The 14,938-nt window shown below is 56.0% G+C and carries 13 protein-coding genes, 4 tRNA genes and 1 other RNA gene; 13 read left to right on the top strand and 5 right to left on the bottom strand.

The annotated features are described in order from the left end of the window. The first annotated feature begins 3 nt into the window (after window positions 1-3). From wecG to AC1RKC_RS13060, 7 genes are all read left to right on the top strand, one after another. Window positions 4-744: a lipopolysaccharide N-acetylmannosaminouronosyltransferase gene (gene wecG / locus AC1RKC_RS13030; protein WP_149574099.1), complete on the top strand. Its 741-nt coding sequence runs from the start codon at window positions 4-6 to the stop codon at window positions 742-744. Window positions 745-1,111: 367 nt separating this feature from the next. Continuing rightward, the gene (gene thrP / locus AC1RKC_RS13035; protein ID WP_020824761.1) at window positions 1,112-2,515 is read left to right on the top strand and encodes a bifunctional threonine/serine APC transporter ThrP; all 1,404 of its coding nucleotides are present in this window, start codon (window positions 1,112-1,114) and stop codon (window positions 2,513-2,515) included. Between the two features lie 135 nt (window positions 2,516-2,650). Then, a tRNA-Arg gene (locus AC1RKC_RS13040) sits at window positions 2,651-2,727 on the top strand. A 62-nt stretch (window positions 2,728-2,789) separates the two neighbouring features. Next, a tRNA-His gene (locus tag AC1RKC_RS13045) sits at window positions 2,790-2,865 on the top strand. Window positions 2,866-2,908: 43 nt separating this feature from the next. Continuing rightward, a tRNA-Leu gene (locus AC1RKC_RS13050) sits at window positions 2,909-2,995 on the top strand. A gap of 74 nt (window positions 2,996-3,069) precedes the next feature. Continuing rightward, a tRNA-Pro gene (locus tag AC1RKC_RS13055) sits at window positions 3,070-3,146 on the top strand. A gap of 31 nt (window positions 3,147-3,177) precedes the next feature. Continuing rightward, window positions 3,178-3,306: non-coding RNA, RtT sRNA (locus AC1RKC_RS13060), on the top strand. Between the two features lie 812 nt (window positions 3,307-4,118). On the opposite strand, the gene hemY is transcribed toward AC1RKC_RS13060, so the two are convergent. From hemY to hemC, 4 genes are read right to left on the bottom strand one after another with little or no spacing between them, the layout of a single operon-like run. Beyond that, window positions 4,119-5,312, bottom strand: coding sequence for a protoheme IX biogenesis protein HemY (gene hemY, locus AC1RKC_RS13065; RefSeq protein ID WP_020824762.1), 1,194 nt, complete (start codon window positions 5,310-5,312; stop codon window positions 4,119-4,121). Window positions 5,313-5,315: 3 nt separating this feature from the next. Next, window positions 5,316-6,440, bottom strand: coding sequence for a uroporphyrinogen-III C-methyltransferase (hemX, locus tag AC1RKC_RS13070; RefSeq protein ID WP_046374744.1), 1,125 nt, complete (start codon window positions 6,438-6,440; stop codon window positions 5,316-5,318). Between the two features lie 17 nt (window positions 6,441-6,457). Beyond that, the gene (gene hemD / locus AC1RKC_RS13075) at window positions 6,458-7,204 is read right to left on the bottom strand and encodes a uroporphyrinogen-III synthase (RefSeq protein ID WP_115057956.1); all 747 of its coding nucleotides are present in this window, start codon (window positions 7,202-7,204) and stop codon (window positions 6,458-6,460) included. Continuing rightward, window positions 7,201-8,142 carry a hydroxymethylbilane synthase gene (gene hemC, locus AC1RKC_RS13080; RefSeq protein WP_048762214.1) on the bottom strand — a complete coding sequence of 314 codons (942 nt, stop codon included), beginning with the start codon at window positions 8,140-8,142 and terminating at the stop codon, window positions 7,201-7,203. The genes hemD and hemC overlap by 4 nt, the downstream gene beginning before the upstream one ends. A gap of 316 nt (window positions 8,143-8,458) precedes the next feature. Here hemC and AC1RKC_RS13085 point away from each other — a divergent pair, with 316 nt between their 5' ends. Continuing rightward, entirely contained in the window at window positions 8,459-11,011 is a 2,553-nt protein-coding gene (locus tag AC1RKC_RS13085; RefSeq protein ID WP_048762216.1) for a class I adenylate cyclase, read from the top strand. A gap of 49 nt (window positions 11,012-11,060) precedes the next feature. Here the strand turns inward: AC1RKC_RS13085 and cyaY are convergent, their stop codons facing one another. Then, a complete protein-coding gene (cyaY, locus tag AC1RKC_RS13090; protein WP_020824767.1) occupies window positions 11,061-11,381 on the bottom strand; it encodes an iron donor protein CyaY in 321 nt (106 codons plus the stop codon). 78 nt (window positions 11,382-11,459) lie between these two features. Between cyaY and lptM the strand changes: the two genes are divergently transcribed. The 5 genes from lptM to yigB are packed head-to-tail and all read left to right on the top strand — an operon-like array spanning window position 11,460 to window position 14,874. Continuing rightward, window positions 11,460-11,666, top strand: coding sequence for an LPS translocon maturation chaperone LptM (gene lptM, locus AC1RKC_RS13095; protein WP_020824768.1), 207 nt, complete (start codon window positions 11,460-11,462; stop codon window positions 11,664-11,666). 58 nt (window positions 11,667-11,724) lie between these two features. Further along, window positions 11,725-12,549, top strand: a complete 825-nt coding sequence (gene dapF, locus AC1RKC_RS13100; protein WP_020824769.1) for a diaminopimelate epimerase — start codon at window positions 11,725-11,727, stop codon at window positions 12,547-12,549. Further along, window positions 12,546-13,250, top strand: coding sequence for a DUF484 domain-containing protein (locus AC1RKC_RS13105; protein ID WP_020824770.1), 705 nt, complete (start codon window positions 12,546-12,548; stop codon window positions 13,248-13,250). Before dapF ends, AC1RKC_RS13105 begins: the two co-directional genes overlap by 4 nt. Then, window positions 13,247-14,158 (top strand): tyrosine recombinase XerC, encoded by a 912-nt coding sequence (xerC, locus tag AC1RKC_RS13110; protein ID WP_261136499.1) that lies wholly within the window; start codon window positions 13,247-13,249, stop codon window positions 14,156-14,158. The genes AC1RKC_RS13105 and xerC overlap by 4 nt, the downstream gene beginning before the upstream one ends. Continuing rightward, entirely contained in the window at window positions 14,158-14,874 is a 717-nt protein-coding gene (gene yigB / locus AC1RKC_RS13115; RefSeq protein ID WP_046374740.1) for a 5-amino-6-(5-phospho-D-ribitylamino)uracil phosphatase YigB, read from the top strand. Before xerC ends, yigB begins: the two co-directional genes overlap by 1 nt. Window positions 14,875-14,938 lie beyond the last annotated feature (64 nt).

The raw sequence follows: 14,938 nt of genomic DNA on the forward strand, positions 1-14,938 counted from the left end.
ACGATGGACGCAAAAATTTCGGTTCCTCAATATGAGCTGCGCGGTTTCAGCCTGTGGGGATTTCGCGATATGGCGCAATGCCTGGATTTTCTGTTTGACGGCGGCCGGGTAAAGCAGGGCACGCTGGTCGCGATGAACGCCGAAAAGATACTGAAGGCGGAGGAAGATACGGCGTTGCACGCCTTGCTGGATGAAGCGGAATACAAGTATGCCGACGGCATCAGCATGGTGCGCTCAATACGCCGTAAATACCCGGGGGCGCAGGTATCACGCGTCGCGGGAGCCGACCTGTGGGAAGCGTTGATGCAGCGCGCCGGACGCGAGGGTACGCCGGTCTTCCTGATTGGCGGCAAACCCTCGGTGCTGGCGGAAACCGAACAGAAGCTGCGTAGCCAGTGGAATGTAAACCTGGTGGGCAGCCAGGACGGTTATTTCAAGCCTGAACAGCGAGATGCGCTGTTCGAACGCATTCGCGGCAGCGGTGCCGCCATAGTGACGGTGGCCATGGGATCGCCGAAACAGGAAATCCTGATGCGTGACTGCCGTAAAGTGCATCCGCAGGCGCTCTATATGGGCGTAGGCGGTACTTACGACGTGTTCACCGGGCACGTGAAGCGTGCGCCAAAGATTTGGCAGAACCTCGGTCTGGAGTGGCTCTATCGGCTGTTAAGTCAACCGAGCCGCCTGGGACGCCAACTGAAACTGCTGAAGTTTGTCAGCTACTATTACCGCGGTAAGATGTAAGAACGATGCTGGGGCGGAAGATCCCGCCCCGGCGCGCCATGTTGTTCAAATAACCTGCTTTATGACGGATTCGTCAGCACTCCTATAACCTCAGCCCATAAACTCGCCTGTATTTATTCCATAAAGTTTTAAATTGCGGTTTGCTTATAGCGGCAAAATGCGAAACGATACCGCCCGGAAATTATCCCTGAGCGTTGGCGCAAAACGTGATAGCGCTTAACGACGTTTTTCTCACCGTAAGATCGTCCCATCACAAGCTGGTGTCCGCCAACGCGGCGGGAGAGGTTTTACGCTATTTTCATTAAAACAATAACGACCGGTAACGGCCGGCATGCAAACACAATCAAAAAAATAATATTGAGGATTTATGGCACACAAAGAAAAACCGCAAGGCCTACACCGGGGGCTGGAAGCCCGGCATATCGAGCTGATTGCTCTGGGGGGCACCATCGGGGTGGGCCTGTTTATGGGCTCGGCCAGCACGCTGAAATGGGCGGGGCCATCGGTATTGTTGGCTTATATCATCGCCGGCCTGTTCGTGTTCTTCATTATGCGTTCGATGGGCGAGATGCTGTTCCTTGAACCGGTCGCGGGCTCCTTTGCCGTTTATGCCCATAAATACATGAATCCCTATTTTGGCTACCTGACCGCTTGGGGCTATTGGTTTATGTGGATTGCCGTAGGCATCTCGGAAATCACCGCCGTTGGGGTCTACGTGCAGTTTTGGTTCCCGGAAATCCCGCAGTGGATACCGGCGTTGATCGCCGTGGCGATGGTAGCGCTGGCCAACCTGGCCGCCGTGCGCCTGTACGGCGAGCTGGAGTTCTGGTTTGCCATGATCAAGGTTACCACCATCATTGTGATGATTTTGGTGGGGTTGGGGGTGATCTTCTTTGGATTCGGGAATGGCGGGCAGCCGATTGGCTTTGCCAACCTGACCGAGCACGGCGGTTTCTTTGCCGGCGGCTGGAAGGGCTTCCTGTTCGCGCTCTGTATTGTTGTGGCGTCCTATCAGGGCGTTGAACTGGTGGGGATCACCGCCGGTGAAGCCAAAAACCCGCAGGTGACTCTGAAGCGTGCGATTAACAATATCCTGTGGCGTATCCTGATCTTCTACGTCGGTGCCATTTTTGTCATCGTCACCATCTTCCCCTGGAACGGCATTGGCACCGCAGGTAGCCCCTTCGTGCTGACCTTTGCCAAAATCGGCATCGTCGCTGCCGCCGGTATCATTAACTTTGTGGTGCTCACGGCTGCGCTTTCAGGCTGTAACAGCGGGATGTACAGCGGTGGCCGTATGCTGTACGCACTGGCTAAAAACCGGCAGTTGCCGGCGTCGTTGACCAAGCTGTCCGCCAACGGCGTGCCGGTTAACTGTATCGCCGTGACCATTGCCTGTCTGTTAGTCGGTTCCGGATTGAATTACCTCATTCCCAATCCGCAGGCGGTGTTTGTCTATGTCTACAGCGCCAGCGTGTTGCCGGGCATGGTGCCGTGGTTCGTGGTGCTGATTAGCCAACTGTATTTCCGCCGTGCCCATAAGGAAGCGATTAAAACCCACAGCTTTAAGTCGATTATGTTCCCCTATGTGAACTATCTGACTATCGCTTTCTTGGTCTGCGTGCTGATCGGCATGGGAATTAACCCGGATACGCGAATTTCTTTGCTGGTCGGGGCGATTTTCTTAGCGGCAGTCAGCCTGTGCTACTTTGCTTTCGGCATGCACAAGAAACATCATCCGGCTGAAAAACGGACAGAAACACAGCAATAACCGGTGAAAAGGGGCTACGGATAGCGGTTTCCTGCGCGGGAGTGAGCAAAGCGTAATCAAACACAACATTTCTGCGAAAAAGCACTAGACAGGATTGTGTTAAATCCGTAGTATCCCCTCCCGCAACGGCGCTATGCGCCCGTAGCTCAGCTGGATAGAGCGCTGCCCTCCGGAGGCAGAGGTCTCAGGTTCGAATCCTGTCGGGCGCACCATTAAGTTTGTGTGCAAGAGCTGCGGTGGTAGTATTACCGCGTGAAGTAGTTAAGAAGTAATGGTGGCTATAGCTCAGTTGGTAGAGCCCTGGATTGTGATTCCAGTTGTCGTGGGTTCGAGTCCCATTAGCCACCCCACTTCCTAAGAGAAGTGAAGAATTTTAAGCTGTTTTGTGACTGTGCGAAGGTGGCGGAATTGGTAGACGCGCTAGCTTCAGGTGTTAGTGTTCTTACGGACGTGAGGGTTCAAGTCCCTCTCTTCGCACCACACAAAATGTCTAATAAATTTAATATTTACATAGACATAAGCGATAAAATTTAGTAGTATCTGCAACAAGAAATCGGCGAGTAGCGCAGCTTGGTAGCGCAACTGGTTTGGGACCAGTGGGTCGGAGGTTCGAATCCTCTCTCGCCGACCACATTCAAGAAAGCCCGCTTTTAGCGGGTTTTTTTACATCTGTAGTTTATAGGATGAGCACCTCCGAAGGAGGTTTGAGCCGAGCGCAGCGAGACAACGTTGCTTTAGCAACGGCCCGTAGGGCGGCATCGCAGATGCAAGTCATCCTCTCTCGCTGACCACATTCAGAAAAGCCCGTTCAGCAATGAACGGGCGTTTTGCTTTCTGACATTCCGCTTTGCGTCCTCCTGCACTGGTTTTGCCTCTGCCCGCTATCTATCGTATCCCGCCAGGACGCTTTTGGCTTGGTGTTGGCTTCCGGCGACATCGGCATGCCGCATTGTCGTCAGCTTGAGACATTTAATGAATTGATTTTATTGAATAAAAATAACTTTGGCTTAAGTCGTCGTTTTAAGGCGACATATCTGCAAACGTCAGGTGATAGCAGCAGAAAGGGCAGTGAGCGGAATGAAACGAAGTGCTGAGATTAAATCTGTTTTAATTCAGCTTATTAGGCTTTTCGCCTGAAGGAACGATGCATTTTTCCCAAAGTTGGCACGCCAAGTGCAATATCCACCATGTAGATGCTCATTCCACCTCTTATGTTCGCCTTAGGCTTCATAAACCCTGGGAATGACGCAGAGCCGATTTAGGGTGCCTATTGCCCACCAGAACGATGACGGCGTTGCTTGCAATGGCTGACATCACACTCCGGGCAAAACGTTGAGTGAGGCACCGCCCCTGTTGTCCTAGACCTGATTGCTTTTTTATACACTTGCCACCGCGGCAAGTGTTTTTTTTTGCCTAATACCCATCATATTTGAAGCCACAGCTGCGTTGACTGCGCGCTCTCACCCCAGTCACTTGGTTGACCAAGCTCCTGGGGATTCGTGAGCTTGCCGCCTTGCTGTGACTCCAACTATCTTGGGTATAAACAACGTTAGATAAAAAAGGCGCGACCTGTGGGCGCGCCTTGAAGACAGTGCATTGTGCGTTATTCGCCGTTCTGCTTCAGCGTCAGCATCAGGCCTTCACGACGCATCTGTGCGGCTTCATCCGAGCGGTGCAGCTTCTCCAGCACGTCAGCCAGCCAAGCGTAATCGTAGGCATCTGGACGCTGTTTCAGCGCTTCCCGGAATGCATCGGCCGCCGCCTGCCATTCGCCGTGCTTCATCAGCAACTGGCCCAGGGTGCTGTTCAGCAGTGGTGTGGCACCATGCTGCTTCACCTGCTGACGCAACGCTTTCTCCAGCTGTTGCGGGTTGCCGGACTTCAGACGCGGGATCAGCAACACCAGGCGTTCGTCATACTGGCGCTTGAGGCTGTCGAGCACGATCTCTTGCGCCAGTTCATGGTCATTGCATTCGATCAGGTGCTCCACCATCGCGATTTGCAACGGCACCTCATGCCGGATTTTGCGGCTCTGATCTTTCCACCAGCGTTTCAGGCCATCGCTGCCCTCATCCGCCATCGCCTGATTCATCAGGCCAATGTAGGCCTGTTGTTGCAGCGCCTGCAGCTCAGCCTCGTTGTGCAGATTGATCTTGCTCATCGACGGCAGGATCTCCAGCAATGAGGCAAAAGCGCCGGTGCGCAGATAAGCCATTTCCGCCAGTCGCAATACTTCGGGATGACGCGGAGCCTGGTTAAGCAGACGATCGACACCGTGGCGTGCCGCATGGTTTTCGCCCTGAGCCAGTTGAATGCGCACGCGGGTGATGTCTACCGGCAGCTGGTCGGTGTCGGCGGCTTCGGCGGCGCGTTCCAGGTACTGATTGGTACGGAAATCGTCCCCCCGTTGCTGTGCGGCCTCAGCGGCCAGCAGGTAGTTCACCACCGGTTGTTCAGCGTGATCGGCATTGCGCGTCAGCAGTTTTTCAACCTGCTTGTAATCACCTTCGGCCAGTTTGATCAGCGCGGCCTTGGTCTGCTTACGCGCACGGCTGCGTTTGCGGCCCAGGAACCAGCCGCGAGTGCGGGCGCTGGTGCTGAAGATGCGGCGCAGGATCCACTCGATCACCAGCAGCACCACAAACAGCAAGATACCCATGATCACCAGGCCGGTGACGCTGGTTTCGATATTGTAGTTATCGGTCTGAATCAGCACATAGCCCTGATGGCCGGCCAACATCGGTCCAACCACCACGCTGGCGATCAGCACCAGGAACAGAAATAGCACGCGTAACATGGCTTATCCCTCCTGATGAGCGGCAGGGGACTGGGCCATCAGATTGCGCACCCGGGTCTGCATCAGTTTTTCCAGCAGCGGCTGGCTTTTCAGCTGATCCGGCACGTCCATGGTGATCGACTGCTGGCTCAGGGTATCCAACTCTTCCAGGAACGCTTTCGTGGCCGGGTCGGTGGTATCGAAGTAGGCGCGAACCCAAGTGGAAATGGTCTCCAGCGACTGCTTATACACTTCGTTCTGATGGCGTGGGATGGCCTGTGCGGCAACCAGCAGGCGCGAACGGATATTTTCGCGCAGGTAAATGTCCTGGTTCGGGGCCAGCAGCGGCTCGGCATTGCTATCGCGGCGGCGGACGGTAATAAAGTCGGCCATAAAGTTGTGCCAGCTTTTGGCCAGGTTTTGCCGCCATTCGCCGATCGAGCTCGACAGCTCGCTGCTGTCTTGATCCATCGGTGCTTCGTCGCTGTCGTTATCCGCCAGGCGCAGATTATCCACCTGATTGGACAACTGATTGGTCTTGAGAATGATGCCGTCGAAATCCACCTGAGTCAGCGTGGACAGCGTGCTGACGTCTTCGGTGATGGCGCGACGAACCTCGAGCAGGCTCGGGTCATTCATGTCAGCCAGGCTGGCATCGGCGCTTTTTAACAGCGCGGCGGCGGTGGTGACGTCCTGATCGCTCCACAGCTTACGCCCGGCCATTTTCACCAGAAAATCGGCCTGCGCCAGCAACCAGGTTTTGGCGTCGCTGCCGGAGATGATGGCGACTTTCTCTTGCAGTTCATTGAGCTGACGCGCCAGGGTTGCCTGTTCGCGATCGGCGGCGTCCAGCGTTTTGCCCTGTTGCTGCAGCAGGCCTTCCAGCGCGCTTCTTTCCTGCTGTTGGCTTTGTTTCAGCGTTTCCAGCTGTTGCTGCAGCGTTTGATTGGCGGCGATGAGCTGCTGCGCCTGTCGATGTGTATGGTAATAGCCGCCGGCAGCCAGAGCGATAACCAGCACGATCGCGATCGCGCCCAACACCGGGCCGGTATTTTTACCTTTACGCTTTTCAGCGTCTGGCTGCTGGGGGCTCTCAACCGCAGAGGTTGGTTCTTCAACCGGGGCGGATGGGGTATTTTGTTCCGTCATAGTGGCACATCCCATAGTCAGGTTTGTTGTAGCGCGCGGATCAGCGCGTCATTATCGGCGGTATCAGCTACCCGAATTGTGCTCCAGCCCAGTTCCTGGGCGAGGGTAGCCAGACGTTCACTCACTACGACCAGGCGGCAACGTAACAGCCACGAAGAACGGTAGTAATCAGGAACTAAAGTATAGAGCTGTTGTAACATTTCACCGCTGGTGACGACCAGCGTATCAACACCGGCACGCTGCCAGTGGGCGCTTTGCTCGCTGCCATCATAGTGCACCGGGCTGCGTTGATAACATTCATAATAGCTGACCGCAGCGCCGCGCTCGCTCAGTGTGTTGCCGAGCAGCTCACGGCCGCCGTTACCGCGCAAGATCAGCGCTTGTTTACCTTCCAGCTTCTGCAGTGCCGGCAGCAACAGCAATGTTTCGCTGATCTCCTGCTCACGCGGGTATTCTATCGGCAGACTGCTGATGCGGTGCATTGCCAGCGCCGTGGTACGACCGATAGCGTAATAGGCCAGCCTGGCAGGCCATGACAGCCCGACGCGGCCCATCACAGAATGGGCGTAGCTCACCGAGTGCTGCGACAGGATGAACACCAGATCGCCATCATTAAGCTGCTGTAACGCCTGCGGCAATTTTGGCAAATCGCCCCCGGGGGCGAAATCGATCAACGGAGCATGATAGGCAACCCGACCGAGCGCACGCAGTCGGCTGACCAGTTCTTCTCCGGAAGGAGAGGGGCGGGTTACCAGAATCGTCATGCAGGGGGATTCCCCTGATAAACGTCCTGCAGAATTTCACGAGCGCCTTGCGCCAGCAGTTCTTCCGCCAGTTCAATGCCCATCTGCTCTGCTTGAGCTGCCGGACCGCGGCGTTCGCCGCGCACCATTTGGCTGCCGTCTGGAGAGCCCACCAGGGCTCGCAGCCACAGGCTGTCGCCATCCAGTTCGGCATAGCTGCCGATCGGTACCTGGCAACCGCCTTCCAGCCGGGTATTCATCGCACGTTCGGCGCGTACGCGGGTTTCTGTGGCAACGTGATTGAGCGGTGCCAACAGCGTGCGGGTGGTTTCGTCGTCGAGGCGGCATTCGATACCCACTGCGCCCTGGCCAACGGCCGGCAGGCACTCCTCCGGGCTCAATGGACTGCGGATACGCTGTTCCAACCCCAGGCGCTTAAGCCCGGCGACCGCCAGAATAATGGCGTCGTAATCACCGTTATCCAATTTTGCCAGCCGGGTACCGACGTTGCCGCGCAAATCGCGCACGATCAGATCCGGACGGCGCTCACGCAGTTGGCACTGACGACGCAGGCTGGAGGTACCGACCACGCTGCCCTGCGGCAGTTGATCGAGCGATGCGAAACGATTGGAAACAAATGCGTCGCGAGGATCGTCACGCTCACAAATAGTCACTAAACCCAAGCCTTCGGGGAAATCGACCGGGACGTCTTTCATTGAGTGAACGGCGATATCCGCACGGCCGTCCAATAACGCCAGTTCAAGTTCCTTAACAAACAGCCCTTTACCGCCGACTTTCGCCAGCGGCGTATCCAAAATAATGTCGCCTCGCGTGACCATAGGCACCAGTTCGACCTGCAGGCCGGGGTGGCTGGCCATCAGGCGCTGCTGCACATAATGTGCTTGCCAAAGCGCGAGTGGGCTTTGTCGGGTGGCAATTCGAATAATTTTGTCTAACATGCTTGTTACCGTTTTTATAATTCGCCGTTCATCCTACCACTGAGTGTGAAAACTGTCAGTGCAAGAAGCCATAGGCGAAGAAAGGACAACGGAATCAACGGGACGTGTGATGTGTTTTGGGGCAGTTAACACTGCGGGTAAATCGTTTAGAGTGGCGCTACAATAATAGTGAAGCGTTACTTCCTTTACGGTCAATCAGCAAGGTGTTAAATTGATCACGTTTCCAACAATAAGTTGCCAAATATTCTTCCAACACTAACGGCACTTATGGAATACGGGTTTTTTTCTAAACACCGGGATAACCAGGCGAGACGTCTTGTACCTCTACATCGAGACATTGAAGCAGAGACTGGATGCGATCAATCAATTACGAATCGATCGCGCCCTAGCGGCCATGAAGCCCGCGTTTCAACGGGTATACAGTCTGCTGCCTACCTTATTGCACCACCACCACCCACTGATGCCAGGTTACCTGAACGGTAACGTTCCCCATGGCGTTTGCCTCTACACGCCTGATGAAACTCAACAAGATTACCTCAATGATTTAGAAGACAAATGGGGCAGCCCATTTGACAAAATGGCCAGCGGTGAACTGCCGATTACCGGGGTTTACTCGATGGGCAGCACCTCGTCGATCGGCCAGAGTTGCAGCTCGGATCTCGACATCTGGGTGTGCCACCAATCCTGGCTGGACAACGAAGAGCGTAACCGCCTGCAGCAAAAATGCAGCCTGCTGGAAAAATGGTCGGCGTCGATGGGGGTGGAAGTCAGCTTCTTCCTGATCGATGAAAACCGCTTCCGTCATAACGAAAGCGGCAGCCTGGGGGGCGAAGACTGCGGCTCCACCCAACATATCCTGCTGCTGGACGAATTTTACCGCACCGCGGTGCGCCTGGCCGGCAAACGTATTTTGTGGAACATGGTGCCGGGCGAAGAAGAAGCACACTACGATGAGTATGTGCTGTCGCTTTACTCGCAAGGCGCGTTAACGCCGAACGAATGGCTGGATCTCGGCGGTCTGAGCACGCTGTCGGCGGAAGAATATTTCGGTGCCAGCCTGTGGCAACTGTACAAAAGCATCGACTCGCCTTACAAGGCGGTGCTGAAAACCCTGCTGCTGGAAGCCTATTCCTGGGAATACCCGAATACGCAGCTGCTGGCGATGGACATCAAACAGCGCCTGCATCAGGGCGAGATTGTCTGCTTTGGTCTCGACGCCTACTGTATGATGCTCGAACGCGTTACGCATTACCTGAATCAAATCAACGACACTACCCGCCTCGACCTGGTCCGCCGCTGTTTCTACCTGAAAGTCTGTGAAAAACTGTCCCGCGCCAATGCGTGCGTCGGCTGGCGTCGTGAAATTCTCAGCCAATTGGTCAGCGAATGGGGCTGGGACGAAGAGCGTCTGGCGATCCTGGATAATCGCGCTAACTGGAAAATCGAACGGGTACGTGAAGCACACAACGAACTGTTGGATGCGATGATGCAAAGCTATCGCAACCTGATCCGCTTCGCTCGCCGCAACAACCTTAGCGTCAGCGCCAGCCCGCAGGATATCGGCGTGCTGACCCGTAAGCTGTACGCCGCGTTTGAAGCGCTGCCCGGCAAGGTGACGCTGGTGAACCCACAGATTTCGCCGGACCTGTCAGAAGACGACTTGACCTTTATTCACGTGCCGATTGGCCGCGCCAACCGCACCGGCTGGTATCTTTATAACCAGGCACCGGCCATGGACTCGATCGTCAGCCATCAGCCGCTGGAATATAACCGCTACCTCAACAAGCTGGTGGCCTGGGCCTATTTCAACGGGCTGCTGACGCCGAAAACCCGTTTGCACATCAAGAGCGGCAACCTGTGCGATACCGCAAAACTGCAGGAACTGGTGGCCGATGTGTCGCACCACTTCCCGCTGCGGCTGGCGGCCCCTACGCCAAAAGCGCTGTACAGCCCGTGTGAAATCCGCCACCTGGCGATAATCGTCAATTTGGAAAACGATCCGACCGCCGCCTTCCGCAATCAGGTGGTGCATTTCGATTTCCGCAAGCTCGATGTATTCAGCTTTGGTCAGCAACAGCAGTGCCTGGTGGGCAGTATCGATCTGTTGTACCGCAACTCCTGGAACGAAGTGCGTACTTTGCATTTCAGCGGCGAGCAATCTGTGCTGGAAGCGTTGAAGACCATTCTCGGCAAAATGCACCAGGATGCCGCGCCGCCAGAATCGGTCGAGGTGTTCTGCTACAGTCAGCACCTGCGCGGCCTGATCCGTACCCGTATACAGCAGCTGGTGTCGGAGTGTATTGAGCTACGCCTGTCCAGCACCCGACTGGAGCCGGGCCGTTTCAAAGCGGTACGGGTTGCCGGCCAGACCTGGGGCTTGTTCTTCGAACGGCTGAGCGTGTCGGTGCAGAAGCTGGAAAACGCGGTGGAGTTCTACGGCGCCATTTCCAACAACAAATTGCACGGCCTGTCGATCAAAGTGGAAACCGATCAGGTGCATCTGCCACCGGTGGTGGACGGTTTCGCCAGCGAAGGGATTATTCAGTTCTTCTTCGAAGACACCTCGGACGACAAAGGCTTTAACATCTATATTCTGGATGAGTCTAACCGGGTTGAGGTTTATCACCATTGCGAAGGCAGTAAAGAGGAACTGGTGCGTGACGTTAGCCGTTTCTACTCTTCCTCGCACGATCGCTTCACCTATGGCTCCAGCTTTATCAACTTCAACTTACCGCAGTTCTATCAGATAGTGCAGCTTGATGGCCGCACCCAGGTGATCCCGTTCCGCAGCAACGTGTTGTCGAGCCTGTGCGTTCCCCTGACCGACGGCGCTGCTCAGCCGCTAAAGCATCAGTTTCAACTGCATTGATATCGTCAAGGTTCAGCAGGCTGAGCCTTGACGACGAGTGCTGCCATTGTTAGGAAAACGTCACCTCTTCGCCGGCCTGTGCGCTGGCCGCTTCGCTCAGTAAGGGGTAGAAGGCGCGGTCGCTGCGATCGCACAGCCACACGCCGTCACGGTAGTTAAAGTGATAGCCGCCGGTTTTGGTCGCCAGCCAAATCTGATGCAATGGCTCCTGGCGATTGATCACAATTTTGGTGCCATTTTCGAAGCTTAACGTCATTACGCCGCCGTTAGTTTCGTAATCGATGTCCGCATCGCCGTCAAAATCGTCCAGGGTCTCTTCAATATTCAGCATCAGTTGGTCAGCCAACTGGTGAAACTCACTGTCGTTCATATTCAATTCCTATTGCTTTTCATGATCCACCTGCGATTATAGAGACCTTGGACGCATGAATTACAGGCATTAATGCAAATGAAAAAACAACTACGCTATGCGCTGATGGCAGTTCTGCTTGCCGGGCTCTCCGGCTGCGGCCTGAAGGGCCCGCTGTACTTCCCGCCAGCCGATCCGGCCAGCACTAAGAAACCGGCTACCCAGGTTCAGACCGGCGATCAGGTACAGAAAAATCAGCAGGAACTTTCTGGCTCTCAGCAAAAACCGTCGATGAGCGACCAGTAACACCTTGTTTGCGGCGGCGTGAGTCACCGCAAACCCAAGACGGATAGCGGAGTATGATATGCAGTTCTCCAAAATGCACGGTCTGGGCAACGACTTTATGGTGGTCGATGCCGTTACACAGAATGTCTATTTCTCACCCGAGTTGATCCGCCGTTTGGCCGATCGGCACTTGGGCGTTGGCTTTGACCAGCTGCTGGTGGTAGAACCGCCTTACGATCCGGAACTGGATTTCCATTACCGCATTTTTAACGCCGACGGCAGTGAAGTGGCGCAGTGCGGTAACGGCGCTCGCTGCTTTGCCCGCTTTGTACGGCTGAAAGGCTTGACCAACAAGCGCGATATTCGCGTCAGTACCCAGACCGGGCGCATGGTGTTGAGCGTGACCGACGATGATCTGGTGTGCGTGAATATGGGTGAGCCGAACTTCGATCCCCAGGCAGTGCCGTTTCGCGCAACCAAAGAAGAAAAGACCTACATCATGCGTGCGGCGGAACATACGGTGCTGTGCGGCGTGGTGTCGATGGGCAATCCACATTGTGTTTTACAGGTGGATGATGTAAAAACCGCCAAGGTGGAGCTGCTCGGGCCGGTGCTGGAAGGGCATGAGCGCTTCCCGGAACGGGCCAACATCGGTTTTATGCAAATTGTCAGTCGCGAGCACATTAAACTGCGCGTCTATGAGCGCGGCGCTGGCGAAACGCAGGCCTGCGGTAGCGGAGCCTGTGCGGCCGTGGCAGTAGGGATTCAACAGGAATTGCTGTCAGAAGAGGTGCATGTAGAACTGCCGGGCGGCAGCCTGCATATTCGCTGGAAAGGGCCGGGCAGCCCGCTGTTTATGACCGGTCCGGCAACCCATGTATATGACGGATTTATTCATCTATGAAGAGCGTTGAGGACCAGGCTGTCGCAGGCATTGAGCTTGATGACGACGCCGTGATGCAGTTTCTGCTGCAAAACCCGGATTTCTTTATGCGCAACGCGCGGTTGGTGGAGCAAATGCGCGTTCCCCATCCCGTTCGCGGCACCGTATCGTTGGTCGAGTGGCATCTGGCTCGCCAGCGCAATCACATCCATCGGCTGGAAGAAGAAATCACGCTGCTGATGGAGCAGGCCAGCGCCAACGAAACGCTGTTTGCCAGCCTGCTGCATTTGCAGGCCAACCTGGCCACCGCCGACAGCCTGCAGGATATGCTTAACCGCCTGCAGCGTTGGGCGCGCGGTTTCGGTTTGGCCGGCGCCAACATCCGCCTGTTTTCCGAAAGCTGGAAAATCGGCGCACCTTCCGATTTTACTCACCTTGCCCTGACGCGCTCTTCGTTTGAACCGTTACGCATTCAGCGTCTGGGTGACCAACAGCACTTTCTTGGCAGCCTTAATGGCCCCGAGTTGCTGTTGTTGCTGCCGCAGGCCAAACTGGTCGGCTCGGTAGCGCTGTCGATGCTGGGTGATGAGGGCGAGCTGGGTATGGTGATTTTCAGCAGCCGCGATACGCAACATTATCAGCAGGGCATGGGCACGGTGATGCTTAATCAACTGGCGCGCATGTTGCCGGAACTGCTGGAACGCTGGATCGAACGCGCATGACCCCGCTGGCGGCCAGCCTGCAACAGCCGGTGGACGCCTTCCTGCGCTATCTGAAGGTGGAGCGCCAGCTCAGCCCCTTGACGCAGTTAAGCTATTCACGCCAATTGCAGGCGCTGATGGCGCTGGCTCAGGATATGGGCATCACGGAGTGGCCGTCGTTGGACGCCGCCAAAGTCCGGATGCTGGCGGCGCGCAGTAAACGCGCCGGCCTGCAGTCTTCCAGCCTCGCGTTACGCTTGTCGGCATTACGCAGTTTTCTCGACTGGCAGGTCAGCCAGGGCATGCTGATAGCCAACCCCGCCAAAGGGATCCGCACGCCACGCAGTGGCCGCCATCTGCCGAAAAACATCGACGTCGATGAAATGAATCAGCTGCTGGATATCGATCTCAACGATCCGCTGGCGGTACGCGATCGCGCTATGCTTGAGGTGATGTACGGGGCAGGGCTGCGTCTTTCTGAACTGGTGGGGCTGGACTGTCGCCACGTCGATCTGGCCGCCGGTGAAATTTGGGTTTTGGGTAAGGGCAGCAAGGAGCGCAAGCTGCCGGTCGGCCGCACCGCCGTGACCTGGCTAGAACACTGGCTGGCAATGCGTGACCTGTTCGGGCCGTCAGACGATGCGATGTTCCTGTCCAATCAGGGAAAACGCATCTCGACCCGTAACGTGCAAAAACGTTTTGCCGAGTGGGGCGTCAAGCAGGGCGTTAACAGCCACATCCATCCGCACAAGCTGCGTCACTCCTTTGCCACCCATATGCTGGAGTCCAGCGGCGATCTGCGTGCGGTGCAGGAACTGCTTGGCCATGCCAATCTGACCACTACCCAAATCTATACCCACCTCGACTTTCAACATCTGGCGAACGTGTACGATGCCGCACATCCACGCGCCAAACGGGGGAAATCCTGATGCACTTTTATCGTCCGCTACGCCCGCTGGCGGCATTGACCTTCGATCTGGACGACACGCTGTACGACAACCGTCCGGTGATCAAACAGACCGAATTGCAGTCGGTGGCTTTCCTGCAGAATTATCATCCCGGGCTGAACCACTTCCAGTCGGCGGATTTTCACCGCCTGCGCCAAGAGTTACGTGAACAGGATCCAGAGATTTACCACGACGTCACCCAGTGGCGCTGGCGTGCCATCCACCTGGCGCTGAGCCGTCAGGGGCTGCGTGATGCCCAGGCTGCTGAAGGGGCTGACGCGGCGATGCAGAATTTTGCGCTGTGGCGCAGCCGCATCGAAGTGCCTGAAGCGACCCACGCTACGTTGAAAGCATTGGGCGAACGTTTCCCACTGGTGGCGATCACCAACGGCAATGCCGATCCTGCAATGTGCGGGCTGGACGGTTACTTTCAGTTTGTGCTGCGCTCCGGGCCGGATGGCCGCGCCAAACCTTATCAGGACATGTATCAACTGGCCGCAGAGCGTTTAGGCATCGCCCCTGAGCATATTCTCCACGTCGGCGATGATTTAACCACCGACGTCGCCGGCGCGTTGCGCTCAGGCCTGCAGGCCTGTTGGATCAACGACCGTCAGCGCAGCCTGATGCAGGCTGCCGATAGCCGGCTGCTGCCACATATTGAGATTTCGCAGTTGGCATCGCTGACAGCATTGTTATAATCCCTGCCAGAACTCTGTATAAATTCCCAGTGGAATCGCGTCGATGACGCGCTTTCCCTTACCA

It is taken from the genome of Serratia sp. GW822-FHT06E05 (assembly GCF_058799445.1).

Excerpts from the sequence above, each read along its gene's own strand:
- hemX (WP_046374744.1), bottom strand. The coding sequence starts at position 6,440 with ATGACGGAACAAAATACCCCATCCGCCCCGGTTGAAGAACCAACCTCT.
- lptM (WP_020824768.1), top strand. The coding sequence starts at position 11,460 with ATGAAAAAACAACTACGCTATGCGCTGATGGCAGTTCTGCTTGCCGGG.
- AC1RKC_RS13105 (WP_020824770.1), top strand. The coding sequence starts at position 12,546 with ATGAAGAGCGTTGAGGACCAGGCTGTCGCAGGCATTGAGCTTGATGAC.
- wecG (WP_149574099.1), top strand. The coding sequence starts at position 4 with ATGGACGCAAAAATTTCGGTTCCTCAATATGAGCTGCGCGGTTTCAGC.
- dapF (WP_020824769.1), top strand. The coding sequence starts at position 11,725 with ATGCAGTTCTCCAAAATGCACGGTCTGGGCAACGACTTTATGGTGGTC.
- thrP (WP_020824761.1), top strand. The coding sequence starts at position 1,112 with ATGGCACACAAAGAAAAACCGCAAGGCCTACACCGGGGGCTGGAAGCC.
- cyaY (WP_020824767.1), bottom strand. The coding sequence starts at position 11,381 with ATGAACGACAGTGAGTTTCACCAGTTGGCTGACCAACTGATGCTGAAT.
- yigB (WP_046374740.1), top strand. The coding sequence starts at position 14,158 with ATGCACTTTTATCGTCCGCTACGCCCGCTGGCGGCATTGACCTTCGAT.
- xerC (WP_261136499.1), top strand. The coding sequence starts at position 13,247 with ATGACCCCGCTGGCGGCCAGCCTGCAACAGCCGGTGGACGCCTTCCTG.
- hemD (WP_115057956.1), bottom strand. The coding sequence starts at position 7,204 with ATGACGATTCTGGTAACCCGCCCCTCTCCTTCCGGAGAAGAACTGGTC.
- hemC (WP_048762214.1), bottom strand. The coding sequence starts at position 8,142 with ATGTTAGACAAAATTATTCGAATTGCCACCCGACAAAGCCCACTCGCG.
- hemY (WP_020824762.1), bottom strand. The coding sequence starts at position 5,312 with ATGTTACGCGTGCTATTTCTGTTCCTGGTGCTGATCGCCAGCGTGGTG.